General features: G+C 66.8%; 27 protein-coding genes and 1 pseudogene. 16 read left to right on the forward strand and 12 right to left on the reverse strand.

Features of this window, described 5'->3' with window-relative positions; genetic code table 11:
* Window positions 1-24 precede the first annotated feature (24 nt).
* Both ACLH0K_RS01545 and ACLH0K_RS01550 read right to left on the reverse strand, forming a co-directional pair.
* On the reverse strand, window positions 25-1,323 hold the full coding sequence (locus ACLH0K_RS01545) for a Y-family DNA polymerase (RefSeq protein ID WP_411375124.1): 1,299 nt from the start codon (window positions 1,321-1,323) through the stop codon (window positions 25-27).
* A gap of 26 nt (window positions 1,324-1,349) precedes the next feature.
* On the reverse strand, window positions 1,350-1,781 hold the full coding sequence (locus ACLH0K_RS01550) for a LexA family protein (protein ID WP_411375125.1): 432 nt from the start codon (window positions 1,779-1,781) through the stop codon (window positions 1,350-1,352).
* A gap of 120 nt (window positions 1,782-1,901) precedes the next feature.
* Between ACLH0K_RS01550 and ACLH0K_RS01555 the strand changes: the two genes are divergently transcribed.
* The 3 genes from ACLH0K_RS01555 (at window position 1,902) to ACLH0K_RS01565 (ending at window position 3,932) form a co-directional block, all read left to right on the forward strand.
* Entirely contained in the window at window positions 1,902-2,720 is an 819-nt protein-coding gene (locus ACLH0K_RS01555; RefSeq protein WP_411375126.1) for an HAD family hydrolase, read from the forward strand.
* 111 nt (window positions 2,721-2,831) lie between these two features.
* Window positions 2,832-3,080, forward strand: coding sequence for a hypothetical protein (locus ACLH0K_RS01560; RefSeq protein ID WP_411375127.1), 249 nt, complete (start codon window positions 2,832-2,834; stop codon window positions 3,078-3,080).
* Between the two features lie 39 nt (window positions 3,081-3,119).
* Window positions 3,120-3,932 (forward strand): glycerophosphodiester phosphodiesterase, encoded by an 813-nt coding sequence (locus ACLH0K_RS01565; RefSeq protein ID WP_411375128.1) that lies wholly within the window; start codon window positions 3,120-3,122, stop codon window positions 3,930-3,932.
* 13 nt (window positions 3,933-3,945) lie between these two features.
* Here the strand turns inward: ACLH0K_RS01565 and ACLH0K_RS01570 are convergent, their stop codons facing one another.
* Window positions 3,946-4,401, reverse strand: coding sequence for a hypothetical protein (locus tag ACLH0K_RS01570; RefSeq protein ID WP_411375129.1), 456 nt, complete (start codon window positions 4,399-4,401; stop codon window positions 3,946-3,948).
* Between the two features lie 135 nt (window positions 4,402-4,536).
* Between ACLH0K_RS01570 and ACLH0K_RS01575 the strand changes: the two genes are divergently transcribed.
* Complete coding sequence (locus ACLH0K_RS01575) at window positions 4,537-4,758, forward strand: DUF6480 family protein (RefSeq protein ID WP_411375130.1); 222 nt, start codon at window positions 4,537-4,539, stop codon at window positions 4,756-4,758.
* A gap of 85 nt (window positions 4,759-4,843) precedes the next feature.
* Here the strand turns inward: ACLH0K_RS01575 and ACLH0K_RS01580 are convergent, their stop codons facing one another.
* From ACLH0K_RS01580 to ACLH0K_RS01590, 3 genes are all read right to left on the reverse strand, one after another.
* Window positions 4,844-5,902, reverse strand: coding sequence for an EAL domain-containing protein (locus ACLH0K_RS01580; RefSeq protein ID WP_411375131.1), 1,059 nt, complete (start codon window positions 5,900-5,902; stop codon window positions 4,844-4,846).
* A 169-nt stretch (window positions 5,903-6,071) separates the two neighbouring features.
* Window positions 6,072-7,607: a putative bifunctional diguanylate cyclase/phosphodiesterase gene (locus ACLH0K_RS01585; protein ID WP_411375132.1), complete on the reverse strand. Its 1,536-nt coding sequence runs from the start codon at window positions 7,605-7,607 to the stop codon at window positions 6,072-6,074.
* A 34-nt stretch (window positions 7,608-7,641) separates the two neighbouring features.
* Window positions 7,642-9,312: an ATP-binding protein gene (locus ACLH0K_RS01590; protein WP_411375133.1), complete on the reverse strand. Its 1,671-nt coding sequence runs from the start codon at window positions 9,310-9,312 to the stop codon at window positions 7,642-7,644.
* 93 nt (window positions 9,313-9,405) lie between these two features.
* Here ACLH0K_RS01590 and ACLH0K_RS01595 point away from each other — a divergent pair, with 93 nt between their 5' ends.
* The 6 genes from ACLH0K_RS01595 to ACLH0K_RS01620 all read left to right on the forward strand — a co-directional run bounded on the left by ACLH0K_RS01595 (window position 9,406) and on the right by ACLH0K_RS01620 (window position 13,874).
* Entirely contained in the window at window positions 9,406-9,792 is a 387-nt protein-coding gene (locus ACLH0K_RS01595; RefSeq protein ID WP_411375134.1) for an STAS/SEC14 domain-containing protein, read from the forward strand.
* Window positions 9,793-9,973: 181 nt separating this feature from the next.
* Window positions 9,974-10,729, forward strand: coding sequence for a class I SAM-dependent methyltransferase (locus ACLH0K_RS01600; protein WP_411376530.1), 756 nt, complete (start codon window positions 9,974-9,976; stop codon window positions 10,727-10,729).
* A 134-nt stretch (window positions 10,730-10,863) separates the two neighbouring features.
* The gene (locus ACLH0K_RS01605) at window positions 10,864-11,310 is read left to right on the forward strand and encodes a hypothetical protein (protein ID WP_411375135.1); all 447 of its coding nucleotides are present in this window, start codon (window positions 10,864-10,866) and stop codon (window positions 11,308-11,310) included.
* 92 nt (window positions 11,311-11,402) lie between these two features.
* Complete coding sequence (locus ACLH0K_RS01610; RefSeq protein ID WP_411375136.1) at window positions 11,403-11,828, forward strand: hypothetical protein; 426 nt, start codon at window positions 11,403-11,405, stop codon at window positions 11,826-11,828.
* Window positions 11,829-11,865: 37 nt separating this feature from the next.
* Window positions 11,866-12,675 carry an SDR family oxidoreductase gene (locus ACLH0K_RS01615; RefSeq protein WP_411375137.1) on the forward strand — a complete coding sequence of 270 codons (810 nt, stop codon included), beginning with the start codon at window positions 11,866-11,868 and terminating at the stop codon, window positions 12,673-12,675.
* Between the two features lie 74 nt (window positions 12,676-12,749).
* The gene (locus tag ACLH0K_RS01620; protein WP_411375138.1) at window positions 12,750-13,874 is read left to right on the forward strand and encodes a glycerate kinase; all 1,125 of its coding nucleotides are present in this window, start codon (window positions 12,750-12,752) and stop codon (window positions 13,872-13,874) included.
* 81 nt (window positions 13,875-13,955) lie between these two features.
* On the opposite strand, the gene ACLH0K_RS01625 is transcribed toward ACLH0K_RS01620, so the two are convergent.
* Genes ACLH0K_RS01625 through ACLH0K_RS01640 form a run of 4 tightly spaced genes read right to left on the reverse strand, consistent with a single transcriptional unit; the run spans window position 13,956 to window position 16,310 of the window.
* Window positions 13,956-14,699, reverse strand: coding sequence for an MBL fold metallo-hydrolase (locus tag ACLH0K_RS01625; RefSeq protein ID WP_411375139.1), 744 nt, complete (start codon window positions 14,697-14,699; stop codon window positions 13,956-13,958).
* A gap of 40 nt (window positions 14,700-14,739) precedes the next feature.
* The gene (locus tag ACLH0K_RS01630) at window positions 14,740-15,102 is read right to left on the reverse strand and encodes a LuxR family transcriptional regulator (RefSeq protein WP_411375140.1); all 363 of its coding nucleotides are present in this window, start codon (window positions 15,100-15,102) and stop codon (window positions 14,740-14,742) included.
* 23 nt (window positions 15,103-15,125) lie between these two features.
* Window positions 15,126-15,785 carry a DUF6766 family protein gene (locus tag ACLH0K_RS01635; RefSeq protein ID WP_411375141.1) on the reverse strand — a complete coding sequence of 220 codons (660 nt, stop codon included), beginning with the start codon at window positions 15,783-15,785 and terminating at the stop codon, window positions 15,126-15,128.
* Between the two features lie 15 nt (window positions 15,786-15,800).
* Window positions 15,801-16,310, reverse strand: coding sequence for a DUF6328 family protein (locus ACLH0K_RS01640; RefSeq protein ID WP_411375142.1), 510 nt, complete (start codon window positions 16,308-16,310; stop codon window positions 15,801-15,803).
* Window positions 16,311-16,515: 205 nt separating this feature from the next.
* Here ACLH0K_RS01640 and ACLH0K_RS01645 point away from each other — a divergent pair, with 205 nt between their 5' ends.
* From ACLH0K_RS01645 to ACLH0K_RS01655, 3 genes are all read left to right on the forward strand, one after another.
* Window positions 16,516-17,415, forward strand: coding sequence for an SDR family oxidoreductase (locus tag ACLH0K_RS01645; protein ID WP_411375143.1), 900 nt, complete (start codon window positions 16,516-16,518; stop codon window positions 17,413-17,415).
* 43 nt (window positions 17,416-17,458) lie between these two features.
* Window positions 17,459-17,815: a hypothetical protein gene (locus ACLH0K_RS01650; protein WP_411375144.1), complete on the forward strand. Its 357-nt coding sequence runs from the start codon at window positions 17,459-17,461 to the stop codon at window positions 17,813-17,815.
* Window positions 17,816-18,008: 193 nt separating this feature from the next.
* Entirely contained in the window at window positions 18,009-18,878 is an 870-nt protein-coding gene (locus ACLH0K_RS01655; RefSeq protein ID WP_411375145.1) for a glycosyltransferase, read from the forward strand.
* A gap of 38 nt (window positions 18,879-18,916) precedes the next feature.
* Here ACLH0K_RS01655 and ilvD read toward each other — a convergent pair whose 3' ends face one another.
* Entirely contained in the window at window positions 18,917-20,776 is a 1,860-nt protein-coding gene (ilvD, locus tag ACLH0K_RS01660) for a dihydroxy-acid dehydratase (protein WP_411375146.1), read from the reverse strand.
* 85 nt (window positions 20,777-20,861) lie between these two features.
* On the opposite strand from ilvD, the pseudogene ACLH0K_RS01665 reads away from it, so the two are divergent.
* Window positions 20,862-21,671, forward strand: a pseudogene (locus ACLH0K_RS01665) (helix-turn-helix transcriptional regulator).
* Window positions 21,672-21,698: 27 nt separating this feature from the next.
* Here ACLH0K_RS01665 and ACLH0K_RS01670 read toward each other — a convergent pair.
* A complete protein-coding gene (locus tag ACLH0K_RS01670; protein WP_411375147.1) occupies window positions 21,699-22,340 on the reverse strand; it encodes a LysE family translocator in 642 nt (213 codons plus the stop codon).
* Between the two features lie 126 nt (window positions 22,341-22,466).
* On the opposite strand from ACLH0K_RS01670, the gene ACLH0K_RS01675 reads away from it, so the two are divergent.
* Window positions 22,467-23,354: a GAF domain-containing protein gene (locus ACLH0K_RS01675; protein ID WP_411375148.1), complete on the forward strand. Its 888-nt coding sequence runs from the start codon at window positions 22,467-22,469 to the stop codon at window positions 23,352-23,354.
* Window positions 23,351-24,241 (forward strand): SGNH/GDSL hydrolase family protein, encoded by an 891-nt coding sequence (locus tag ACLH0K_RS01680; RefSeq protein WP_411375149.1) that lies wholly within the window; start codon window positions 23,351-23,353, stop codon window positions 24,239-24,241. Before ACLH0K_RS01675 ends, ACLH0K_RS01680 begins: the two co-directional genes overlap by 4 nt.
* Window positions 24,242-24,252 lie beyond the last annotated feature (11 nt).

The following is a 24,252-nucleotide window of genomic DNA, read 5'->3' on the forward strand; positions in this document are numbered from 1 at the left end:
GGCCGCCCCAGAGCCGGGCACGCCTCAGGCCGCCTTCACCAGCGGGAGTTCGTCCCAGTGCGTGGTGTACCGGGGGGACTGCATGCCGCGCTTCATGGTCCAGTCCAGTCCGGTCCTGATTCCGGCGTGGCCAAGCCCGATCGAGCTCCGGCCAAAGCGCCGGCTCACATCCTCAAGCAACGGTCCGATGCCGCGTTCCTCGTGCCGGTTCTCGAACGGTTCCAGCGGCGGCTGGTTCCCGGTGGGACGCAGGTCCGTGAGCATCAGCCCCGCTTTGGCGTACTTGAGGCCGTCGCGCACCTGGGGCAGCAGCGCATGGGCGGCCCTGGTGAGCAGGAGCGGGTCCGCGGTGGGCATGGGAAGGGAGACGCACACCGAGGGGTAGGCCTGTTCGTGGTCCCTGAACCGGGACGTCGCGGCGAAGGCGGTCAGCACCTTTGCCTGCAGCCCGTGTTTGGACAGCCTCGCGCTCGCCTGCTGCCCGTAGATGCCCAGGACCTGCCGCAGGCCTTCAACGGTGGTGACAGGCGTGGAGAAGGAACGGGAAAAGATCAGCTGGTCCTGGCCGATGCGCTCTTCTTCCATTGGAATGCAGGGCGTGCCCCGCAGTTCCAGGACCGTGCGCATCATCACCACGGAGAACTTGTCGCGGATGACCACCGGGTCCGCGTTGACCAGGTCCAGCACCGTGAAGATGCCCAGGACGTTCAGGCGCCTGGTGAGCCGGCCCGCGATGCCCCAAATTTCCTCCACGGACAACCGGGCCAGCAGAGACTCCCGCACCGGAGCGGGAACGCTGTCCCAGTGGCACACCCCGCCGAATGCAGGGTTGTTCTTGGCCCACTTGTTGCAGAGCTTGGCCAGGGTCTTGGTGGGTGCAATGCCCACGCACACCGGAACACCCACGTGCCGCCGCACCGTTTCCTTGATCCTTCGGCCGAGGTCCAGCAGTTGTTCCGCGTCCCCCTTCACCCCCAGGAACGCCTCGTCGATGCTGTAGACCTCCAGCCAGGCCGAGTGCCTGCCGAGCAGTTCCATCACCCGGGCACTGATGTCCCCGTACAACTCATAGTTGCTGGACTTGGCCACCAGCCCCCACTCCTTGGCCCGGGGCGCGAGCTTGAACCACGGGTCGCCGGTCTTGATTCCCAGTGCCTTGGCTTCCGGGGAGCGGGTCACGGCACAGCCGTCGTTGTTGGAAAGGACGATCAACGGCCGGCCCTCCAGGGAAGGGTCGAAGGCGCGTTCGGCCGAGGCGTAAAAGCAGTTCACATCCACGTGGGCGATCTGTGGCATCTGCCGCATCAAGGCAGGCTTAGGCATGGCCCGCCCCCTCCTTCCGCAGTGTGTCAGACATGGTGCAGGCACCGGGTGGCCACGCCCCACACCGTCAGTTCGGACAGGGCAGGGACCCGGATGTCCGGGTACTTCGGGTTCTCCGCCTGCAGCACCACACCGGAAGGGGTGATGCGAAGCCGCTTAATGGTCAGTTCCCCGTCCAGCACGGCGATCACCACGGAGCCGTCCTTGGGCTCCAGGGCCCGGTTGACGATGAGTTCGTCCCCGTCGCTGATCCCGGCGCCCTCCATCGAGTCCCCGGTCACCCGCACTACGAACGTGCTGGTGATGTCCTTGATCAGGTGCGCGTTCAGGTCGATCCGGCCGTCGAAATAGTCCTGCGCCGGCGACGGGAAACCCGCGGGCACCGCCACAGGGGCGATCAGCACCGAGAACAGCGAGGCACCCGCATCTATCACGCGGGGACCGATAATAACGCCCACAACACACCCTTTTTCGAATATATGTTCGATTCAATTAGTGTACTGCCACGAGCAGACATCCGTACCTCCCTTCGGCCGCCGGGTGCAGCCGTCCGGCCGCAACCCACGTAAACTGGCAGGATGCGGTTGGTAGCAAGCGATATGGACGGAACGATCCTCGGGCACGACGGGAAAATCAGCGGCCGCACCGTCCGTGCCTTCCACGCCTGCCGCGACGCCGGCGTCGAACTCGTCTTTGTCACGGGCCGCCCGCCCCGCTGGCTGCACCCGCTCCAGGATCAGCTCGGCCACACCGGCACCGTCATCTGCTCCAACGGCGCCGTAGTCTGGGACCTCGAAACCGACAGGCTGGTGTCCGCGCGGACGCTTCGCCTCGACGCCGTGCTCGAGCTCCGCCGCATCATCAAGAAGCTCCGCCCGGCCGCCCTTTTCGCCGCCGAAACGCTCACGGGCTTCCACCTCGAGCCCGGCTTCATTGAGAACGAATCCAGTGAACTGCTGTCCGAGTTCACCCCCGCCCCGCTGCGGGAGACCCTCGCCGGTGACGACAGCGTGGTGAAGTTCCTCGCCATTGTCCGGGAGGGCACTCCGGATGACTTCCTCGCGGAGGTGCGTCCCGCCGTCGGGCACCTGGCGGCGGCCACGCACTCCTCGCCGGGCGTCGCCATGCTGGAGTTGTCCCTGCCGGGCGTCAACAAGGCGGTCACCCTTGCCGAGTATGCAACAGGGCTTGGAATCGACGCCGCAGATGTGGTGGCCTTCGGCGACATGCCAAACGACATCGAGATGCTCCGCTGGGCCGGCAACGGCTACGCCATGGCAAGCGGCCACCCGGAGGCCATCCTTGCGGCAGGTCAGCAGGCGCCCCACTTCGACGACGACGGCGTGGCCCAGGTCCTGGAGGAGCGGTTGGCATCCCTGAATGCACCGCGCCCCTGATTCCCGCACCTGCCGCCGATTTCACAGCTGGCGCTCACCTCGCGTTCACCTTCGCTCCCTAGCGTGAAGGTTGGAGAGCAGACTCCTCTCCTGCTGGCTTAAGGGGTAAAGATGGCACGTAACGTCAAACGCGATATCGCCGATGCACCGCTGCGCAGGGCAACGCCTGCTCCGCACTGGAAGAAGCTCCGGCAGGGTGACCGCGTCCGTGTCCTGCTGGCGCCCGGCTTCGAAACCGGAGGGGTGGTGGATGCCATCACCCCCGACAACACCGTGGTGTGGATAAATCTCGACGGCGGCCGCGGCCGCACCCTGCTGCACTGCGGCGACGGCGTGGAGATCCTGCCCTGCGAGGACTGAGGCCTGCCCGGCCGGGCGGTCTCCGGTACGCTCGCAGGTGTGACCCTGCCGTACTTCGACAACGCGGACGCCGACGGCAACCAGCTGCCAATCGCCATGGCGCACCGCGGCTTTTCCCGTGACGGGCTGGAGAACTCGATGGCCGCGTTCCGCGCCGCCGCCGCCATGGGGTACCGGTACCTGGAAACAGACGTCCACACAACGTCCGACGGCGTGCTGCTCCTTTTCCACGACAGCACCCTGGACCGGGTAACCGACGGCGGGGGCAAGGTTTCGGAGTTGCCGGCGGCGGCGGTTGGGAAGGTCCGGATCGGCGGTCGCGAACCGATTCCCACCTTTGACGAGCTGGTTACCGCGCTGCCCGGCGCCCGGCTCAACCTGGACGTCAAGGACTGGAATTCGGTCCGCAGCACGGCGGCGGCCATCGAACGCCACCAGGCGCATGACCGGGTGCTGGTCACCAGCTTTTCAGACCTCCGGCGGCGGGCCGTGCTGAAGCTGCTTAGCCGTCCGGTTGCCGCCTCTGCCGGGGTTGCCTCGATCACCGCGTTCACGCTGCTGGGCCCGGTTCTGCCCGGGCCCTTGTTCCGGCGGCTGATGCGGCGGGTCCTGGGGGGCGTCCAGGCGCTGCAGGTGCCGGCCCGCCGCGCCGGGATCGAGGTTGTTACGCCCGGCTTTCTCCGCCGCGCGCACAGGCTCGGCCTGATGGTGCACGTGTGGACCATCAACGACCCCGCCGAGATGCAACGCCTCCTCGACCTCGGCGTGGACGGCCTGGTTACGGACCGCGCCGACCTGCTCCGGGACATCCTGGCACAGCGTGGCGGGTGGCCCGCCGGGCCACCCGCCTGAATATTTGGACTGCCTAGCCTCGGCCGGTGCTCGTGGACGGGTCCTGGTCGCCCTCGGTGGGGTCGGCCCGCAGTTCATCCGGGTTGCTGTCCGGCAAACCGCCGGAAACCCCCGAAGCCCCGCCCTGGGCCGAGCCTGCTCCGCCGCCGGGTGCCGTGGCGGCGCCCGCCAGGCCGGCATCGCCCGTTCCCCGGCCTGCTTCGGCCCTGTCATTGTCGGTCTCGTCCACGTCGCCGCCGAACGGGTTCTCCGAAACCGGTCCGGGGGCAGGGCCGGTCTTCAATCCGGGGGCCTTCTCCTTCTCGGCCGCCATGGCGTTGGACCCCTCGCTGAGAGACGAGTGGACCTCCACGTCGTCATTGGGGTCTGTGGGCTCGGGAACGTCCAGCTTTTCCGTGGGCTTCGATGTTCCCGCGAGGTCCTCCATGGCGTTCTCTGCTGCCTTGCCGATGCTGTCGCCGATTCCCATGACTGTTCCTCCTGACGTTGTATGTGCCGGGCACCCCAGCGGCTGCCCGCCCTACTCCTCCAGAATTATCAGCATGCTTACAATTAGTCCAGAGCTGGGGCAAAGAACCGCGGCCGGGCAGGAAGGATACGCACGATGAGCAGCTACCATCCGGAAAACGACCCCGCCAACCCGGACCAGCCGGGTAAGGGCTTCGACGGGGCCCAAGGGACAGGAAGCAAGGAATCAGCAGGCTCGCCAAACCCGGATCCGGCGGAAGGCAATGTCACGGGCCTGGAACCCGGCGGGGGAGTGCCGCCCGGGGAGACGCCTCCGGCCGAGGACCAGATGAGCCGCGACCAGGGGCACGACGAATAGCCCCCGTGCACACCACTCAGAGCGGTGCAATATACACGGGCCCGGCGGACAAGGTATCCGCCGGGCCCGTGCTTTTGTTCATGCCTTAGCGTGCGTCGTTCGCCTGCGGCTTACTGCCGGCCTGCTCGGCCAGCTGTCGGTTATGGCCGTCCGCGTCCAGGCGGGTATTCCACGAGGCCCAGTCCTGCGGCCGGACCGAGGGGCGTCCCAGCAGGTAGCCCTGGCCGGCGTCGATCCCCAGCTCGGTGAGGACCTTCAGCTCGCCGACCGTTTCGATGCCCTCCGCCACCAGGGTGGTGCCGATCTGCCCGGTGAAATCCACCAGGCAGGCGGCCAGGGCACGCTGGATGCCGTCGTTGTCCACGTCGCCAATGACGTCCCGGCCCACCTTGAGGAAGTCCGGCCGCAGGTGGACCATGCGGCTCAGGGCGCCGGCGCCGGAGTGGGTATCGTCGACGGCGATCCGCAGGCCCTTGTCACGCAGCGGATTGACGGCGGCGATGAACTGCGCGTACTGCTCGTCAGCGATGCTTTCCGTCAGCTCAAGGACCACCCGGTTGATGGGAAGGTCGATGTATTCGAACAGTTCCGGAAGCCGCGGATCCAGGCAGGACGATGGCGAGATGTTGAGGGAGACAAAGAGGTCGGGCGAAAGGTCCCGGGCCGCGATGGCCGCGGAGCCGAGGGCGGAAAACTCCAGGTTGGCGCCAAGACCTACGGCCCTCGCCTCGGCGAACCACAGCTCAGCCGCGGCGCCGTCGTCACTGACGAACCGGGCCAGTGCCTCCACTCCGATCACGCTCTTTCCGGCGAGCCCGTAGATGGGCTGGAACGCCGTCATCAGCATTTGGTTCTCAAGCAGGGCGCTGATGCGCGACATGCTCCGGATGGCATCAATCTGCTCGGCAACCTGGGGCGGCATGGCAGGGGGAGTGAGGCGCATCTCCCGGGCGCTTTCCAGCGTTTCCACGGTATTGGCGTCGCTGCGCCGCGTCTCCAGGAGGTATTCCAGCAGTGCCCGTTCCGGAACCCCCGGGTTTTGATCAAGACTGTTGCTTAGGCGCTGGCGGACGGCCGCGCCGGACGGATCGGTGTCCGCCAGCACCGCGGCAATGATTCCCCATGCCTGTACACGAACCGACATTAGCTACGCCCCCAGTTGACGAAGTAATGACCTTGTGGCCCAATAATGTTCAAGTTCTAAACGCCTTTTACTCCGGTGATTCTGTTCACCCCAGCTTTTGCGGCCAGGAAAATCAGACACCGCACGATGATCGTATATCGGCGGCACCAAAAGCGCAGTACTTTAACCGTTACGGGTTTGCGCGTTCCGGCTGGTCAGCCAGCAGACCCGGAATCTGCTCGGGCGGGACGGGCCTGCCGAAGTAGTAGCCCTGCGCGCTCAGGCAGCCGAGGCCGCGGAGGATTTCCGCCTGTTCCGCCGTCTCCACACCTTCCCACACGGCCTCCAGCCCGCAGGCCCGCACCAGCTGCAGCACCGCGGCCACCAGTTCCGGCTGGCTCGGATCGGTGCCGAGCCCCGAAATCAACGAGCGGTCCACCTTTACCCGGTCCACCGGCAGCCGGCGCAGGTAGCTGATGGAGGAGTAGCCGGTACCAAAATCATCAACTTCGATGCCCACGCCCAGGCCGCGGAGGCCGCCCAGTGAATAGCGGTCCAATTCATTGCCCTTGACGATGGCAACTTCAGTCAGTTCCAGGACCACCTGTTCCGGCCGCACGCCGGTTTCCTTCAACACTGTCCGGACGTCCTCGATGAACTGCAGGCTTTGCAGGTCCGTAGCGGAGATGTTGATGCGCACGGAAAACATGGTGCCCACCAGGGACGTGTCCATCCAGGACCGGAGCTGGTGCACTGCCGTCCTGAGCACCCAAAGTCCGAGTTCGGAGATCAGCCCTGCCTCTTCGGCCAGCGGAATAAATTCGTCCGGCATGACGAAACCACGGGTGGGGTGGTTCCAGCGCACCAGCGCCTCCACGCCCTCCACCCGTCCGGTAGCGAGCTCCACCACGGGCTGGTAGTGGAGCGTGAGGCCGTCATTCTTGATGGCGGCCCGGAGGTCGTCCACCAGTTGGCTTCGGAGCCTGCGCATCAGCAGGAGAGCCGGTTCAAACCGGTGCAGCCTGTTCTGACCTTCGGCCTTGGAAGCGTACATGGCGACGTCGGCTTCCATCAGCATGTCCTCGGGCGCCTGGCCGGCACTGCCCACGCTCAGCCCGACGCTCGCGCCGCAGCGCACGCTGCGCCCGGGCAGTTCGATGGGCGGATCGAGCGCCGCCAGGATGCGGTGCCCCACGATGGCGGCCTGGTCCGGGGTGGCCGAGGGCAGCACGATGGCGAATTCGTCGCCGCCCAGCCGGGCAACCACGTCACTGGCACGCACCGCACCGCGGATGCGTTCACCAACGGTGATCAGCACCTGGTCCCCGGCGGTGTGGCCCATGCTGTCGTTGATGGACTTAAAAGCGTCCAGGTCCATCAGCAGGATAACGGGGACCTCGCCCGGCGGGTGTTCGGCCTCGAGCGCGGCCCTCAGCGTCTCCAGGAGGGCGGAGCGGTTGGCCAAACCGGTGAGCGGGTCCTGCATGGCCATCTTCTGCATCTCAAGGTGTGCCTCGTGGAGCAGCTGGGTGCGCACCTGCACGCGCTGCTCCAGCTCCTCGTAAATGATCTGCAGGTCCTCGGCCAACAGGTTGGTGCCCATGATGATGGCATCCAGCTCGTCCCGTGCGGGGGACACCTCGATCCTGGAACTGAGGTCTCCGGACGCCAGCCGGACAATGCCTTCCAGCAGCTGGGAGAGCCGGGGATCATTGTCCGCGAACATCGGGGCTTCCTCCTTCCCTCAACCCTTGCCTGGTTCAGTTGGCCTGGGAACGGTCGGCGTCCAGGGGGAGGCTGACCGTAACAGTGGTTCCTGCGCCCAGTGTGGACGCTACGTCTATCTTCCCCCCGTGCCGGGCCACGATGTCCTTGGTGATGGCAAGTCCCAGCCCCGTCCCGGGGATGGCTCCGGACATCGCGTTGGACGCGCGGTAAAAACGCGTGAACACGTGGTCGATCTCGTCACTGGAAATACCGATTCCGGTGTCCGCCACGCGCACGGTTGCCCAGCGGGAGCCGTCGTCGTCAGCGTGGGACTCGCCGCCCACCTCGATCCGGCCGCCGCTGGGGGTGAACTTGATGGCGTTGGACACCAGGTTGGTGAACACCTGCTGCAGCTGCACCTCATCAGCCAGGATCTCCGGATCCTCGGGGACCGGTTCGACGGCGATGGTTACGTTCTGCAGCCTCGCCAACGGACGCAGCGCCGCGGCCACCAGGTCCAGGGTCTGGCCCAGCCGGACCGGCGTCAGGTGCATGAGGCCGTCGTCCAGGCCGTTCCGCGAAACGCTGAGCATGTCCTCGATCAGGGAGCGGAGGCGCTCGGTGTTCCGCACCACGATGTCCAGCATCTGGTGGACCTCGGGGGAGACCGGCTGCTCCGTGCTCTCCTGGATCATGTCCAGGTAGGCCATGATCGAGGTCAGCGGCGTGCGCAGTTCATGGTTCACCGTGGCCAGGAAGTCAGTTTTGGCCTTGTCCAGCTGCTGCAGCTGCTTGACCACCTGCTGCTGGCTGCTGATGAGGTGGCTCTGGATCAGGCCGTGGGCGGCGTTGCCGGCCACGTGCTGGATCAGGCCCAGCTCGGCCCGGGACCATTGGCGCGGCCGGTCCTGCATCGCGATCCAGATGATGCCGAGCGAGGAATTCCCCTCGCCCATCGGTATCGCCAGCGTGGAGACGGCGTGGGAGAAGCCCGATGCCGGCACCCCGCCGGCCGCCGCACCTCCGCCTTGGCGGACGCGGCCCGGTTCGCCCTCATCCGGTTCGGTGCCTTCCGAGGACAGCGTCTCAGCGCCGGCCCACAGCAGGTCCGCGGTCCGGCGGGCTTCCTCCCCGCCCGGCAGGACGCCGTCGGGCAGTGGCTTCACGCCGGGCGCGTCCCAGGCGGCGGTAATCTGTGGAACCCGCTCATCCTCAAAGGTGGTGAGCCGGACGTGGTCCGCCTTGAACGTGCTGCCGAACCCAGCCACCACGTGGTTGGCGATCTCCCGGGGATCGTTGGTGGCGCGGACAGCGGCGGACACCAGGCGGAGCTGCTCGCGCAGCGCCTCCGCTTCCTGCCGGGACGCGCTCCGCCGGGTCACCAAATCGATGAGCGCATTGGCGCGGTGCACCAGTTCCCGGGGCGCGGGCGGCTTGGTGATGCAGTCGTGGATACCGGAAGGCCGGGCCGAGGTTTCGTCCGGGTTGTCCAGATCCACCATCAGCAGGACGGGCGCCTCGGAGTCGATCGCGGGCAACAGCGGGGCGTCGGCAATGATGACGGCCGGCTCGCCTTCAGCGAGCAGGGCACGCAGGCGGGATGCGTCCGCAGCGGTCCGGACGAGGTACCCGGCGCCCTCCAGGGCGGCGGCATTCAAGCCCAGCCGTCCGGCGTCGGGATCCGCCACCACAGCCGTGCGGGGCACGCGCAAGTCACACGGCATATCAGCCGCCACAAAGACCCCTTCCCTCCCAGTTGAGTACATTGTAGGGGGATGCAGGGCGGACGGCTTCTGGAAAAGGGTAAGGAGGGCAAAGTGACGAACCAGCCGGCAGAATCTGCCAAGGGAGACCTGAGCCTGGACGACGGCGGAATCCTCCAGCTCCGGTGGCCGCGGGGTTCCTCCATCAGCGAGGCCGACGCTGAAAGCGCCATGCGCCGGGTGAACGAGGTGTGCGGGGACATCCGGCGCCCCATGCTCGTGGACATGGCGACCACCGAAAGAGTCAGCCGCGGTGCCCGCGCCGTGTTCGGCCGCCGCTGCCAGGCGTCCCGGATCGCGCTGCTCGGCTCCTCGCCTGTGGACAAGGTGATGGCCAACTTCGCCCTTGGAGTCAGCAGGCTGCCCTGCCCCACGCGCTTCTTCACCTCACGGGAGGAAGCCATGGCCTGGCTGGCGTTGGACAACGGCCCCGCCGCCTGACCTGGAACCTCCCCTTCGCACGGAAGAGTTTTTGGGGAGGTATGAGGGCTAAACGGCACTTAAGTCGGCATACGTGTCCGAAAACTCCGGAGACGGGAGTGGCGGGACATATATTTGTCCGGTGCCCTCACCTGCGAAGCCGCCAGCCAAATCCGTAGCGTCAGCCCTGCGCAAGTACCTGATGATCCCCAGACTTGTCCGGTTATCGCGTTCCGCCCCGAAGGACCGGCCACTGGCCTGGGACCGGTACTGGGCCGGCATCAAGGCAACAGGCGCGGGCGGCGAGGTTCTGTGGGATGCCGGGACGGACACTGAGTTCCTCGGCTACCAGGATGTCCTGCTCCGCCATCTGGACCCGGCCCTTCCCGTGCTGGACATCGGCTGCGGGCACGGCAGTTTCACCCGCGCGCTCGCCGGAGTCTTTCCTGAAGCCGTTGGCGTGGATATCTCGGCGCACGCAATTAAGCGGGCGGCTGCGGAATCCAAGGGCGTGGGAAACGTCCGGTTCGAGGTCCGGGACATGACGTCGCCCGGTGCCGGGGCGGAGTTCGACGGCGGCGCGAATGTTTTCATCCGCGGTGTCCTCCACGTCCTGGACCAGGCGGGGCAGGCGGCCCTGGTGGAAAACCTGCGGCTCCTGGCAGGGGACCGCGGCACCGTGTTCCTTGCCGAAACCAACTTCCCGGGCAACCCGGTGGAGTACGTTTCCCACCTGGGCGCCACCACCCGCAGCATCCCGGAGCCGCTGGAACGTGCCATCCGGGGGCTGCCGATGCCTGGCCGCTTCGGCCCCGGGGAAAGGGAACAGTTGCTGCCCCCGGCGGAATGGGACCTGCTGGAGGACGGCGCCATCCAGATCGAAACCCACCCCGCAACCGCGGTGGAGGGGCAGGGGCGCGTACCCGGATATTACGCAGTGCTGAGGCCGCGGTCCTAGCCTGAAGCTGTGCCGTCCGCCTGCGCGGGAACCCTCCGAATGTGCCCGGCAGCCCTTGACAGGGGAGCGCATCGGGAGGCTCCATAGTAAGTAGACTTACTAGTTCCAGCCCATGGGGAAAGGAGAGGGCAACTATGGCGGAAGACAAGGGCAACAAAACCCGCGACGATGCGGACAAGGACGAAGAGGACCTGGGCGCCGGCCCGGACGACGGGAAGATCCGGCGAGGGCCGGAGTCATCCAAATCGCTCAAGTATTCCCAGGAAGTCACGTCCCCGGAAGACGAGCCGGAACGTGAAGGCCGCAGCCTGGCCACCACGCACCACGAAGTCATCAGGCAGTGGGCAGAGGAGCGCGACGGCGTTCCGGCCACCGTGGACGGCACTGAACACGGTGACCACCTCGGAGTGCTGCGGATCGACTTCGGTGGCGGAAACGACAAGCTCCGCCACATCAGCTGGGAGGAATGGTTCGAGACCTTCGACTCCCGGCGTCTGAATTTCATCTATCAGGAACAGCGCAGCGACGGGCAGCAATCCAACTTTTTCAGACTCGAAAACCCTAATCGGGAAGACGCCTAAGCCGCACCCGCGCCCACATCGTTTCGGCAGCACCGGAGCACCCATCCGGCGCCACTTTGGCGACCGCGGACGCAAGACCGTCAGGAACAACAATGCGAGAACTCATACCGTCAGGCTCCCTCCGGGGACTGCTCCTGCCGCCCACGTTCGGAAGCCACGTCACGGAATCCAGCGAATTCACCGTTCTGTCGGTGGAAATCTGGGCCACGGGGCTGGTGGTGAATATCCATATGGAAACCGAAGGCGGGCCGCAGCCCAACATCATCCTCCAGGACCACTTCGGCACTGAATATACGCTGCAGGACTCTGCCGTCCTCGGTTCGCGGAACCTGCAGGTTTTCACCCCCTCCGTGCCGCCCGGCACCAGGAGCCTGACCGTCAGGTCCGCGGACGACGCCGAGGCCCGTCCCGTGGTGACCTTTGCCGTCCCGCTGATGTCCGTACCGGATGACACGGACGAGGCGGACTCCGGCGGTGGCGACTTTCCGGAGGAACCCGAACTCCGCCGCCCGGCCTGACACCCTCCCACCCGAAACCTTCCGAAAGGCAGCCACGATGCAGGACACCAGCACCTTTGCACCCGCCACCGCCATCGTCACCGCATCCGACTCGGGCATTGGCAAAGCCACGGCTGTGGCCCTGGCCCGCGCCGGATTGGACGTGGGCGTGACCTGGCACACGGACAAGGCCGGCGCCGAAGCTACCGCCGAGGAAATCCGCGCGCTGGGACGGAAGGCAGTGGTGCGGCAACTGGACACCACCGAGCTCCGTGCGGCCGGTACCGTCATTGACGAGCTCGCAGACGAACTGGGCGGCGTGGACGTCTTCGTCAACAACGCGGGGACCGGGGAGAGCACCAAGTTCCTGGACATGGACATCGACCGTTGGATGCAGACCCTGGACACCAACCTCAACGGCGCGTTCGTCTGCCTGCAGGCGGCGGCCAGGCGCATGGTCCGGGCGGGCAGGGGAGGGCGGCTGATTGCCGTCACCAGCGTCCACGAATTCCAGCCGCGCGTGGGTTCTTCCGCTTACGACGCGTCCAAGCACGGGCTCGGCGGCCTCATGAAAACGCTGGCCCTGGAACTGGCGGAACACGGAATCACGGCCAATACCGTGGCACCCGGTGAGATCGCCACCCCCATGACGGGCCAGGAGGACGAGGATCCCACCACCAAGGACCGGCCAGGCGTACCGCTCGGCAGGCCCGGGAACGCGTGGGAAATTGCCAACGTCATCGCTTTCCTCGCCTCCCCCGCCTCCAGCTATGTCAACGGAGCGTCCTGGCCGGTAGACGGCGGCATGCTCCAGATGGGACCGCAGGCGGGCTCGCACATCACCAGCCATGAGTGGCGCGAAGGTTAGGAGTTTTACGCGCTTGCCGCTGCATTACGCCTGCGGCAAGCGCTTTCCCCGCTGATGCTGGCATGATGGAGCGCATGCGCATCCTCATCGCTCCGGATAAGTTCAAGGGCTCGCTGACCGCTGCCGAAGCCGCTGCAGCCATCGCCGAAGGCGCCCTTCGCGTGTACCCCGATGCCGTGGCAACACAGTTTCCCATCGCCGACGGCGGCGAGGGCACCCTGGAGGCGGCCGTCGCCGCCGGCTACGAGGAACGGCTGAACGCCGTCACCGGGCCCATCCTCGCCCCGTTGGGTGCCGCCTGGGCCATCAGGAAGTCCGACGGCGGGACGGTCACCGCGGTCATTGAGACGGCCCAGGCCTCCGGCCTCGCGAGCATGGATCCCACTCCTGAAAACGCCCTCCGCGCGCACAGCTACGGCTGCGGCCAGCTGATCGCGGCCGCCCTGGACGCCGGAGCCACGGAGATCATTCTGGGGCTGGGCGGCTCGGCTATGACCGACGGCGGCAGCGGGGCCCTGCGTGCGCTTGGCCTGAAGCCGCTGGACGCCGTCGGCAACGTGGTGCCGCTGGGCGGCGGCTCGCAGGCCGAGATTGTCTCCCTGGACACCAGCGCCCTCGATCCGCGGCTCGCCGCCACGACGTTCCGCATCGCCGTCGACGTCCGCAACCCGCTCTACGGCCCGTCCGGCGCGGCCCATGTCTTTGCGCCGCAGAAGGGCGCCGACCCGGATGCGGTGGAACTCCTCGACGCCGGGCTCCGCAACTGGGCGTCGGTGCTGCGGGAAGCCACCGGCCGGGACGTGAACGTCCCCGGCGCGGGCGCCGCGGGCGGCTTCCCGGCGTCGTTCCTTGCCTTCACCGGGGCCACGCTGGAAGGCGGCTTCGCACTGGTGGCCGGACTGACCGGGCTGGCCGACCAGCTGGCCGGGACGGACCTGGTGATCACCGGTGAAGGATCCATGGATTCGCAGTCCCTGACAGGCAAGGCGCCCATCGCCCTTGCCGACGCTGCCCGCGAAAAGGGCATCCCCGTCATCGTGGTGGCCGGCCGGATCCTGGTGACCCTCGAGGATCTGGCCCGTCACGGCGTGGTGGCCGCGGCGCAGCTGCTGGATGTCGCTGCAAGCCCGGCAGACGCCGTCGCGAACGCAGGCAAGTACCTGGCGTGGGCAACCACGCAGGTCCTCGAAGGGGCCTAGCTCCCGCCGCCCTCCCAACTAAGTAGCGCGAACTGCCATTTTGAAGCCTCAAAACGACAGTTCGCGCTACTTAGTTGGGTTTTAGTGGGCACCCACCTGCAAGGCGTGCTGCACGGCAGCTTCGGCGCCCTGCGTCCACGGCTCCCCGTGTCCGGACAGCACCGTGGCCGCCCCGGTGGCGGCAAGAGCCTCAAGGGATGCCAGCGCCAGGGCGGTGTCGTTCGTGGCCGCCGACGCCACGATCTGCGGCCCCTTCCTGCCCGTGTAGGGGTCCAGGGTCACCAGGGCGTCACCGCTGAGGACTGTGTTCCGGCCGGGCAGGTTAAGGATGCAGTGCCCGTCCGTATGGCCCGGAGTGTGCACTGCCGTGGGGCGCCCGGGAACCGGGAGTGCCTCACCGGCGCGCAACGGCTGGGTGGTGGACACACCCTTCACGGCCAGCGCCCCCGCCGCGGCCATCTGTCCGAGCAGCGGCAGGGATCGCGGATGGGTGAAGGGGTAGGCGAACCGGTTGCGCTGCGGCTTGTACCGGTAGGGATGCGCCGCCAGATAGGAGTCGCCCGGATGCACCATCACGGGAACATTCCACTCCTGGTGGGCGCGCAGCGCGAAGCCCACGTGGTCGAAGTGGCCGTGGGTGAGCACCAGCGCCTTGATCTCGTCCGGGCGCCGGCCCACTTCCGCGAGGACCTGCAGCAGCATAGACCACATACTGGGCAGCCCGGCGTCCACCAGCGTCAGCCCGTCGTCGTCCTCGAGTACGTAGCAGTTGACGTGGGCGTGCGTGATCAGGTGGACGCCGTCCGCCACGTTGGCCGTGATCATGGCCGGGGTCCCGAACGTTCTGCCCTGCGGCTCCGGCCTGTCATCCGACGAAGGTGGTGTTGCGGCGGCGGCGCCAGACCAGGATCAGGACCAGTACCACGACGGCGACCGCGCCAATGACCCAGGGGGTCCAGTCGAGGCGCGTGGACTCGTTTTCTGCGGATTCACCCGTTCCCGGGTTGGCGGGGCCGGTGGAAGCGGTGTCCCCGGGAGACGGCGTGGGGGTGTTGCCGGTAAGCACCCACACCCCTCCTGAGGATCCCCTGTCGGCCTGGACCGTACCGGCCTGGACGTTGCCTGCCGGGACGGCGGAGGCCGCGGCTGCCGAGGCGGCGCCGGCGCTCAGGGCAGGTGCCGTGACGAGCAGCAGGGCCAAAAAGATAGTCTTCGCAAGGGTTCTCATAGGTTCCTCTCGTGATGGTCCGGCTAGGAGCCGGTCTCGTAGTGTGGTTCGGCAACGGGTTTGGATTCGGGTGAGCCTTTTTGGCGGAGGTAGACGGACGCGCCCACCAGGACGGCGACCGCCAGGAACTCGCTTTGCCAGTTCTGGAAGGACTCAAACCAGAAGCGGCTGGTGCCCATGTACTGCAGGACCGTCACGGTGGACTGGCCATGGCTTTGCTGTTCCTCGTTGTAGGCCGCCGCGCCGCCCATGGCATGGGCAGTGAGGGAGGCGAGGAAGAGCCCGAAAAAGAGGATGGACAGGGAGTTCTCGTAAAACTTCGATGCCATGCCGCCGCGCTTCACGGGCCAGGGAGTGCCATCCTGCATGGCGTGCCGCGGGTCCTCGTCCTGCGGTGATTCCTTGCCCATGGGCTTCGATTCCGAGGAGCCCTTTTGGAACAGGAAGATGGTCAGCACCACATACATGCCCATCTGCAGGAACTCGGACTCCCAGTTTTCGAAGGTGGCCTCGTAGAACTCGCCGGTAGCCAGGAATTCCAGGACCGTGACGGGGGGCTCTCCGTGGGCCTGCTGTTCCTCGCTGTAGGCGGCTGCTCCGGAAAGGATCATGCCTCCGAAAAACGCCAGGAAAAGGGCAATATTTGCCAGCAGCAACCCGTGTTCCTTGGCCCATTTACGCATGGCTGACTCCTTTTCCTAGAGCTGGTCCGGCTTGCCGGCTGCCGCTTTCCTGTTCAGGTGGATCGGCACGTACACCAGCAGGACCACCATGAAGGCCAGCAGCGCTCCACCGGCAGTGAGACCTGCGGAGCGCCCGGCCGTGACATCGAAAACCAGGGTTGCCGTGCCGGCGCTGAGCAGGGCGATGCCCGCGAGGGTGACCTTGGCGATAGTGTCCCCGCTGGCGACCAGGGTCTCCTTGAGCCGCTTCCTGAACAGCCGCCGGTGAACACTGACCGGGAGGAGGATGAAGGCAGTGGTGACGGCGGCGATGACCACGTTCGTCAGGTAGAGGATGATCTGGAAGTCGTCCAGGTCCTCGAAACGCTCCTGGAAGGGGAGCGTCAGCAGGAAGCCTGCCAGGATCTGGACGCCCATCTGCAGCACACGCAGTTCCTGCAGGAGCTCGGCCCAGTTGCGGTCCAACTGTTCCTCGCGGGTCTCGTTCCGCCCTGTGCGGCCGGTGTAATCCTCCACCTCGGACATTGCTTCTCCTTCCCTGGCGGCGGGTCTTGTTTTCCTTCTACTCCTTCACTACCCACAAACCGGGCCAACGTTGCGCCCGCACCGTCATTTGATAAGTTTACTGATTATTCGCATGGAACGGTGGACTTGCTCCACCGGCCGGGATAGCGTCGAAGAGCCGGTGCACGGCGGCTTTTCGCAAACCGACACAGTGAGTAGGCGGACTATGAGCGGCACAGACAAGCAGACAGACCAGCCAACAGACCCACGGGGCGGTTACCACGACGGGCCGTTCCCCGAGCAGGAACAGAAGCAACCCGGACTCACGGGGCCCATGGATCCCAAGCCGGACCACGGCGAACTCAGTTATGAGGGCCACGGAAAGCTTGAGGGCAAGGCGGCGCTCATCACGGGCGGCGACTCGGGGATCGGAAAGGCGGCCGCCATCGCGTTTGCCCGTGAGGGGGCCGACGTCGCGATCTCCTACCTTCCGGAAGAGGAAGACGACGCGCAGGACACCGCCGACTGGATCCGGAAGGCGGGGCGCCGCGCCCTGCTCTTCGCCGGCGACGGCCGCGAGGAGGAGTTCAGCACCCGGATCGTCGAGGAGACAGTGTCCGGGTTCGGCCGCCTTGACGTGGTGGTGCTGAACGCGGCCTACCAGAAGAACCGCGAAAGCCTGGACACCCTGCCCACGGAGGAGTTCGACCGCGTCTTCAAGACCAACCTGTACTCCCTGCTGTGGAGTGCGCGCGCAGCCGTGCCGCACCTGAAGCCGGGCGCCTCGATCATCACCACGGCGTCCATCCAGGCCTTTGACCCGTCACCCGGGCTGATCGACTACGCCATGACAAAAGCCGCGCAGGTGGCGTTCACCAAGGCGCTGGCCCAGGAGCTTGGGCCCAAGGGGATCCGCGTCAACGCGGTGGCGCCGGGACCCATCTGGACTCCGCTGATTCCCGCCACCGAGTGGCCGGAGAAGCTGCCCAAGTTCGGCCAGGACACCCCGCTGGAGCGTGCGGGCCAGCCCGCCGAGCTCGCTGCGGCCTACGTCCTGCTGGCATCGGAAGACGGCTCCTATATCTCCGGGGCAGTGCTTCCCGTCACCGGCGGCAAGGGTCTCTGATCCCCTCTTTCCAGACCAGTCCCAACGCATACAGGAGGAAAACATGACGCAGGAAAACCAGCAGGCCCAGCCCGAGTCGGCCCCGGGCGGCTACGGCACTCCCACCGCTGAGCAGGAGCTGGGCGGCCAGGGCGGGGCACAGCAGGGCGGCGCCTCCAACGGCGGCGTGGACACCAACGAGCCGCAGTCCAACACCGGCGAGGAACCGGTCCCGCATGACCTGGACCTGCCTTCCGGCGAGGCGGAAATCAACGAAAACAACGATGATTCCCCCGGATCCGCCCCTGTCTCCTCCGAATCCGGCCAGGAGGCCGCAGGCATTCCTGACGGCAGCGGCAACGACCTCCCGGAGGACCAGTCCCCGAACGACGACGGCGGCGAAAGCTTCGACGCCGGATAGGCCTGAACCGGGACACAAGCAAGCGCAGAGGGCTCCCGCCTCCGGCATCCCCTTGGGATGGTGGGCGGGGGCCTTCGGTGTGTCCCGGCTTGGGGCGCCCGGGTTCAGGCATACATGGCCTCGGGCTGGGTACGGGACATGCGGAATCAATTTGCCAGCTGACGGCACTGCGTGCCGGGTACCAGGAGGGGCTGTGAGCAGGAGATCATCAGAACAGTGGGCGCGGCCGGCTGCGGTGCCTGAGCGGGTAGCGGTGGACGTGCTGGTGCCGACCTGCAACAGGCCGGCCGAACTCGCTGTCACCCTTGCCGGCCTTGCCGGGCAGGCGGAGCCAGCGTTCGCCGTCGTGATCAGTGACCAGTCCAGCGGAAGTCCGGGCTGGGAGCATCCAGCCGCCGCCGCAATGGTCCGCGTGCTGCAGGCGCAGGGGCGGCCGGTCACGCTTCTCCGCCACCTGCCGCGGCGCGGACTGGCGGAGCACCGCCAGTTCCTGCTTGAGCAGTCCACTGCCGACCGGTGCCTCTTCCTGGACGACGACGTCTGGCTGGAACCGGGGTCACTCGAACGGCTCAGCGGCGCACTGGATGACCTGGGCTGCGGCTTTGTGGGGATGGCGCCGCAGGGACTTTCCTTCCTGGACGACCGGCGGCCGGAGCAGACAGCGGTCTTTGAGGCGTGGGAAGGCGGCGTGGAGGCGGAACGCATCCGGCCGGGCGGACCCGGCTTCGAGCGCTGGCCCCTGCACAGCGCCGCCAACCTCAGCCACCTCAGTGCGGACCTTTCGCTGGAGCCAGGGGAGTGGGTGCCGTACCGGGTGGCATGGCTGGGCGGCTGCGTTATGTACCGGCGCGATGCCCTTGTCGACGCCGGCGGCTTCAGTTTCTGGCCCGACCTGCCCTCCGACCACGCGGGGGAGGACGTGGTGGCCCAGTGGCAGGTGATGGAACGGTTTGGCGGTGCGGGCATCCTGCCGTCCGGCGCGGTGCACCTGGAATCGCCCACCACCGTGACCGACCGGCGGGTGGAAGCGTATGACGTGGTGCTGAAGCACGACCTGGTCTGACGGGATCCTGCCTCGTCCCGGCGCAGGATCCCGTCTGCTTAGTTCTCCAGGAGGGAAACGTCGCGGACGGCACCCTTGTCCGCGGACAGGGCCATGGCGGCGTAGGCGCGCAGCGCCGCGGACACCTGGCGGTCCCGGTCCTTGGGCTTGTACCCGCCGTTCACCAGGAGTTTCTCGCGGCGTTCGGCGAGGAGTTCGTCGGAGACCTCCAGCTGCATGGAGCGCTGGCTGATGTTGATGCTGATGATGTCGCCGTCTTCCACCAGGGCAATGGTGCCGCCGGAGGCAGCCTCGGGGGAGATATGCCCGATCGACAGGCCGGAGGTGCCGCCGGAGAAGCGGCCGTCGGTGATTAGGGCGCACTTTTTACCCAGGCCGCGGCCCTTGAGGAACGACGTCGGGTAAAGCATTTCCTGCATGCCCGGACCGCCTTTGGGACCTTCGTAGCGAATGACCACCACGTCGCCTTCCTTGACGGTCTTGTTCAGGATCTTCTCCACGGCTTCGTCCTGGGACTCACACACAACCGCCGGGCCCGAAAAGGTCCAGATGGATTCGTCCACGCCTGCGGTCTTCACCACGGCGCCGTCGACGGCCACGTTGCCGCGGAGCACGGCCAGGCCGCCGTCCTTGGAGTAGGCGTGCTCCACTGATCGGATGCAGCCTTCGGCGGCGTCGGTGTCGAGGGAGGTCCACTCGTTCGATTGTGAGAACGCAGTGGAGGAGCGGACGCCGCCGGGAGCCGCGTGCCACAGGGCCTTCGCTTCCTCGGTGGCCTTGCCGCCACGGATGTCCCAGTCATCCAGCCAGCCGTCCAGGTCCGCGGAGTGCACGGAGTGGACGTCCTTGTGCAGGAGGCCGCCGCGGTTCAGCTCGCCCAGCAGGGCGGGGATGCCGCCGGCGCGGTGGACATCCTCCATGTAGTAGGTCTTGTCCTTGGCAACATTCGGGGCCACCTTGGCCAGGCAAGGCACCTGGCGGGACTTGGCGTCCATCTCGGCGAGGCCGTAGTCCACGCCCGCTTCCTGCGCCGCGGCAAGCAGATGGAGGATGGTGTTGGTGGAACCGCCCATGGAGATGTCCAGCGCCATGGCGTTGTCGAAGGCCTTGGCGGTGGCGATGGAACGCGGCAGCACGGAGGCGTCGTCGCCGTCGTAATAGCGCTTTACGAGCTCGACGACGGTGGCTCCGGCCTTCTCGTACAGCGCCTTGCGCGCGGTGTGGGTCGCGAGGACGGAGCCGTTGCCGGGCAGGGACAGCCCGATGGCCTCGGTGAGGCAGTTCATGGAGTTGGCGGTGAACATGCCGGAGCAGGAACCGCAGGTGGGGCAGGCGTTCTCTTCGATGAGGTTAATGTCGGCGTCGGAGATGGACTCGTCAACGGCATCTGCAATCGCGTTCACCAGGTCCAGGGAACGCACGGAGCCGTCGGTCAGGGTTACACGGCTGGCCTCCATGGGGCCACCGGAGACGAACACCACGGGGATGTTCAGGCGGAGCGCGGCCATCAGCATCCCGGGGGTGATTTTGTCGCAGTTGGAGATGCAGACCAAAGCGTCGGCGCAGTGGGCGTTGACCATGTATTCCACGGAGTCGGCGATGAGGTCGCGCGACGGCAGCGAGTAGAGCATGCCGGAGTGGCCCATGGCGATGCCGTCGTCGACGGCGATGGTGTTGAACTCGCGCGGCACGGCGCCGGCGGCGAGGATCGCGTCGGAAACGATCCGGCCCACGGGGGCGAGGTGGGTGTGGCCGGGGACGAACTCCGTGAAGGAGTTGGCCACGGCGATGATTGGCTTCCCGATGTCCGAGCCGGCGACGCCGGAGGCGCGCAGCAGTGCGCGGGCTCCCGCCATGTTCCGGCCGTGGGTGACTGTTTTAGAGCGTAGTGCAGGCATGCGTACCATCCTGCTGTGGCAGTTCCCAAGTTGGAAGACAGCGCTGCTCCTAGTAGTGCGAGTACCAGAGTAATAGTATTTTGGGGTGCGGGATTCAGGGCGTCGGAAAGAACTGGGCCTGTTCCTGCGTGCCCGCAGGGATCAGGCCGTCCGTGCCGACTACGGCCTGCCGCCCATAGCCCGTAAACGGGAACGGGGGCTCCGCCGCGAGGAGGTGGCGTTCCTGTCCGGGGTCAGTGTCACCTGGTACACGTGGCTCGAACAGGGCAGGGATATCAGCCCGTCGCGCCAAGTACTGGAAGCCGTTAGTCGCGCCCTGCATCTTTCGGACACCGGGCTGGGCTACGTTCTGTCACTCGGGGGCTACGCAACGGCCGCTCCCGCCGGTGCCGACGCCGCCACCGTGCCGGCGCACATCCAGCGCCTGCTGGACGCACTGGATCCCAATCCGGCATTCGCGCTGTTCCCCGACTGAGGCGTGGCAGGCTGGAACAAGGCCTATGCCGCGCTCTACCCCAACATCGCTACGGTCGCCGCGGCGGACCGCAACCTTCTGTGGCTGGTGTTCACCGATAAATATGTCCGGGACCTTCTGCCCGACTGGGAGGTGACCAGCAAGAGGTTCCTGGCCGAGTTCCGTGCAGAAACGGGGCAACGGCTGGGGGACGTGGACGTGAAGAACCTCGTGGAACGGCTCAAGGATGCAAGCCCGGAGTTCCGGGAAGGCTGGGACCGGTACGACATTCTGGGATTCGAATCGCGTGAGCGGCTCTTCCGCCATCCGGCCGGCGGGGTCCTGCGGCTGGAACACCATCAGCTTTCTCCCGGGGACCGGCCCGACCTGAACCTGGTGGTCTACACCCCGGCACCCGGCAACGAGACGGGGGCCTCGTAGACGTCCCGGTACGCGCTGGTAAAACCGTCAGTGTCCCGGCTGAAGCGCGAGTTTCACTCCGAAGCCGACCAGCACCGTGCCGGTAATGCGGTCGATGATCCGCACAGTCCGGGGGCCTTTCAGCCACTTGGACGCGTAACCGGTCCCGAAGATCAGCAGCGCAAACCAGGCCATAGTCAGGGCAGAGTGGACCCCGGCGAGCACAACCCCCATGAACAAGGGCGAAACCCCTGCGGGTATGAATTGCGGGATGGTGGCGATGTAGAACACGCCCACCTTGGGATTGAGCAAATTGGTTCCGGTCCCTGTCAGCCAGGCCCTAAACAGGCCGGCGCGGGCCGGGACAGCAACCGCTTCCGCTTCCGCCGGCGCCCCGCCCTTCCAGCTCTTCCGCACCAGGGACGCGCCCAGCCACACCATGTAGGCGGCGCCGGCCAGCGTCAGTGCCCGGTACGCCAGTTCCGAGGCGGCAAGGAGAGCGGAAACACCGACGGCGGCGGCCACTCCCCAGATCATGGCCCCGGTACTGATACCCAGGGCAGTTGCAAACGCATAGCTTCGCGACCTCGTCAGGGAGGACCGAAGCACCAGTGCCGTGTCGATGCCGGGAACCAGCGTCAGCAACCCGGCAACCACGGCGAAGGAAAGCAGGGCTTGGGTGATCGTCACCGTTCCAGAATAGGGGGTTACGGTACCGCACCAATCCGGCAGATCGCACCACCGGGGCACATCTGCGAAGTATTCTAAGAGCAAGGTTTTGCAGTAGGCCGGAACGCATCAATCAAGGCGTGGAGAATGGCCGCTGATCCCTCGGGGCAGGTTGGCTGGGGACCTCTTCCAATGCCACCGGAGCCGGTTTTCGACAGCAAGGTTGTTGAAGACTACCTCTGGGAAGTCACCCGCGACTTCATGACGGACGTCAAGGGTGAACACCGTGGTATCGCCTGGGCTGCCACCCTTTTCCGCCTTGGCAAGGCACACACGCTTGCGGCGAGCACGGACCAGGCGCGCGAGGCGGACAGGGAGCAGTGCTCCTTCGCCGACGGGCCGGTGATGGAAGCGTTCCGGACGGGCGAATTCGTCCTGTTGTCCGATCTCGGCCGGGACCGGCGCTGGCCGGGTTACTCCAGCGCCGCCGCCGGCCATGGCGTGCAGTCGCTCCTGTCCGCGCCCATTGTCTCCGAGGGCGGAACGAGCGCCGCAATCAACCTGTATGCCGCCCGGCCCCACACCTTCACCAGCGACGACCTCCTGCGGAGCCGCAGCTACGTGCAGCAGGTGTCCCGCGCCCTGCGCGTCGTGGTGCGGGTCGCCGAGCGCGCGGAAGCGACGGCGGGAATCGCCGTCGTGCAAAGCTCCCTTGTCCTGGTGGACCTGGCGGTCCGCAGCCTGATGAACGAATACGGCCTTAGCCGCGAAGGCGCCCTGAGATTCCTCCAGACTCAGGCCGTGCACCACGAGTTGGACCTGCGCGACGCCGCGCTGAGCGTTGTCGCGCCCGGCGCCGGCATGGACCGCCCCGTTGCGGCTGCGTCCGGGCCCCGGCAGGAACCGCCCGACGGTGTGGAGGACTTCCGCCTGCTGGCCCCGTCAGAGGTTGACCAGCAGTTCCAGACGCCGCCCACGGCGGGCCCTGCAAAGGAGCAGCGCCCGCGAACTACTGCGCGAAGGAGGACGGCATGACAACCGGACAAGAGGACCTGCGCGAAGGAGAGACAACAGGGGGCAGGCACCCCTGGCGCCGGTTTGTGGCCCTGGGGGATTCATACACGGAAGGAGTGGGGGACCCGCACCCGCGCAGCCTTGGTGGGCTCCGCGGCTGGGCTGACCGGTTTGCCGAGGAACTCAGTGCCGGCGAACCGGACTTTGCCTACGCCAACCTGGCCATCCGGGGCCTGCTGCTGCAGCAGATCCTGGACCGGCAGCTGGCTCCCGCGCTTGCGCTGAAGCCGGACCTGGTGGCCATGTCCGGCGGCGGGAATGACATCATTTTCCACCGCGGGGACCCGGACAAGCTGGCCGTCAAGATGGACCGGGCTGTGGAAACGCTGGCAGCCTCCGGCGCCACCGTGCTTCTGTTTGCCGGGCCGGACTGGGGCGGGATCCCTGTGTTCAGCCAGATCCGGGGCAAGATGGCGATCTATAACGAGCACCTGCACAAGATCGCACTGCGGCACCGCGTGACAACGGTGGACCTGTGGTGCCTGCCGGAGCTGCAGGACGCGCGGATGTGGGACCCGGACCGATTACACCTGTCCCCGCTGGGCCACCACGTTGTTGCGGTCGCCGCCCTCGATGCACTGGAAGTGCCGCACAGCCTCGAGCCCCTGCAGCCACGGCCCATGCCGGCACACGGCTGGACGCAGGCGCGGGTGGAAGACCTGGCCTGGGTGCGGCAGTACTTGTTCCCCTGGATGGTGCGGCGGTTCCTGCCGCACGGTCCGGAGGAACTGCCGGCGGCCAAGCGGCCCAAACCGGGACCCGTCGTGCTGCATGACCGCCGGGAGCGCCTTCCGTCAGTCACCCCTCCGGCGGCGGACCCCGGGACGGGCGCGGGCCAGGTGGCCTGACCCTCCGCTAC

Origin of the sequence: Arthrobacter sp. MPF02 (genome assembly GCF_046605375.1) — a bacterium.
Taxonomy (GTDB): domain Bacteria; phylum Actinomycetota; class Actinomycetes; order Actinomycetales; family Micrococcaceae; genus Arthrobacter.

Excerpts from the sequence above, each read along its gene's own strand:
- ACLH0K_RS01545 (WP_411375124.1), bottom strand. The coding sequence starts at position 1,323 with ATGCCTAAGCCTGCCTTGATGCGGCAGATGCCACAGATCGCCCACGTG.
- ACLH0K_RS01555 (WP_411375126.1), top strand. The coding sequence starts at position 1,902 with ATGCGGTTGGTAGCAAGCGATATGGACGGAACGATCCTCGGGCACGAC.
- ACLH0K_RS01560 (WP_411375127.1), top strand. The coding sequence starts at position 2,832 with ATGGCACGTAACGTCAAACGCGATATCGCCGATGCACCGCTGCGCAGG.
- ACLH0K_RS01570 (WP_411375129.1), bottom strand. The coding sequence starts at position 4,401 with ATGGGAATCGGCGACAGCATCGGCAAGGCAGCAGAGAACGCCATGGAG.
- ACLH0K_RS01575 (WP_411375130.1), top strand. The coding sequence starts at position 4,537 with ATGAGCAGCTACCATCCGGAAAACGACCCCGCCAACCCGGACCAGCCG.
- ACLH0K_RS01580 (WP_411375131.1), bottom strand. The coding sequence starts at position 5,902 with ATGTCGGTTCGTGTACAGGCATGGGGAATCATTGCCGCGGTGCTGGCG.
- ACLH0K_RS01585 (WP_411375132.1), bottom strand. The coding sequence starts at position 7,607 with ATGTTCGCGGACAATGATCCCCGGCTCTCCCAGCTGCTGGAAGGCATT.
- ACLH0K_RS01590 (WP_411375133.1), bottom strand. The coding sequence starts at position 9,312 with ATGCCGTGTGACTTGCGCGTGCCCCGCACGGCTGTGGTGGCGGATCCC.
- ACLH0K_RS01600 (WP_411376530.1), top strand. The coding sequence starts at position 9,974 with ATGATCCCCAGACTTGTCCGGTTATCGCGTTCCGCCCCGAAGGACCGG.
- ACLH0K_RS01605 (WP_411375135.1), top strand. The coding sequence starts at position 10,864 with ATGGCGGAAGACAAGGGCAACAAAACCCGCGACGATGCGGACAAGGAC.
- ACLH0K_RS01610 (WP_411375136.1), top strand. The coding sequence starts at position 11,403 with ATGCGAGAACTCATACCGTCAGGCTCCCTCCGGGGACTGCTCCTGCCG.
- ACLH0K_RS01615 (WP_411375137.1), top strand. The coding sequence starts at position 11,866 with ATGCAGGACACCAGCACCTTTGCACCCGCCACCGCCATCGTCACCGCA.
- ACLH0K_RS01620 (WP_411375138.1), top strand. The coding sequence starts at position 12,750 with ATGCGCATCCTCATCGCTCCGGATAAGTTCAAGGGCTCGCTGACCGCT.
- ACLH0K_RS01625 (WP_411375139.1), bottom strand. The coding sequence starts at position 14,699 with ATGATCACGGCCAACGTGGCGGACGGCGTCCACCTGATCACGCACGCC.
- ACLH0K_RS01630 (WP_411375140.1), bottom strand. The coding sequence starts at position 15,102 with ATGAGAACCCTTGCGAAGACTATCTTTTTGGCCCTGCTGCTCGTCACG.
- ACLH0K_RS01635 (WP_411375141.1), bottom strand. The coding sequence starts at position 15,785 with ATGCGTAAATGGGCCAAGGAACACGGGTTGCTGCTGGCAAATATTGCC.
- ACLH0K_RS01640 (WP_411375142.1), bottom strand. The coding sequence starts at position 16,310 with ATGTCCGAGGTGGAGGATTACACCGGCCGCACAGGGCGGAACGAGACC.
- ACLH0K_RS01645 (WP_411375143.1), top strand. The coding sequence starts at position 16,516 with ATGAGCGGCACAGACAAGCAGACAGACCAGCCAACAGACCCACGGGGC.
- ACLH0K_RS01650 (WP_411375144.1), top strand. The coding sequence starts at position 17,459 with ATGACGCAGGAAAACCAGCAGGCCCAGCCCGAGTCGGCCCCGGGCGGC.
- ilvD (WP_411375146.1), bottom strand. The coding sequence starts at position 20,776 with ATGCCTGCACTACGCTCTAAAACAGTCACCCACGGCCGGAACATGGCG.
- ACLH0K_RS01675 (WP_411375148.1), top strand. The coding sequence starts at position 22,467 with ATGGCCGCTGATCCCTCGGGGCAGGTTGGCTGGGGACCTCTTCCAATG.
- ACLH0K_RS01680 (WP_411375149.1), top strand. The coding sequence starts at position 23,351 with ATGACAACCGGACAAGAGGACCTGCGCGAAGGAGAGACAACAGGGGGC.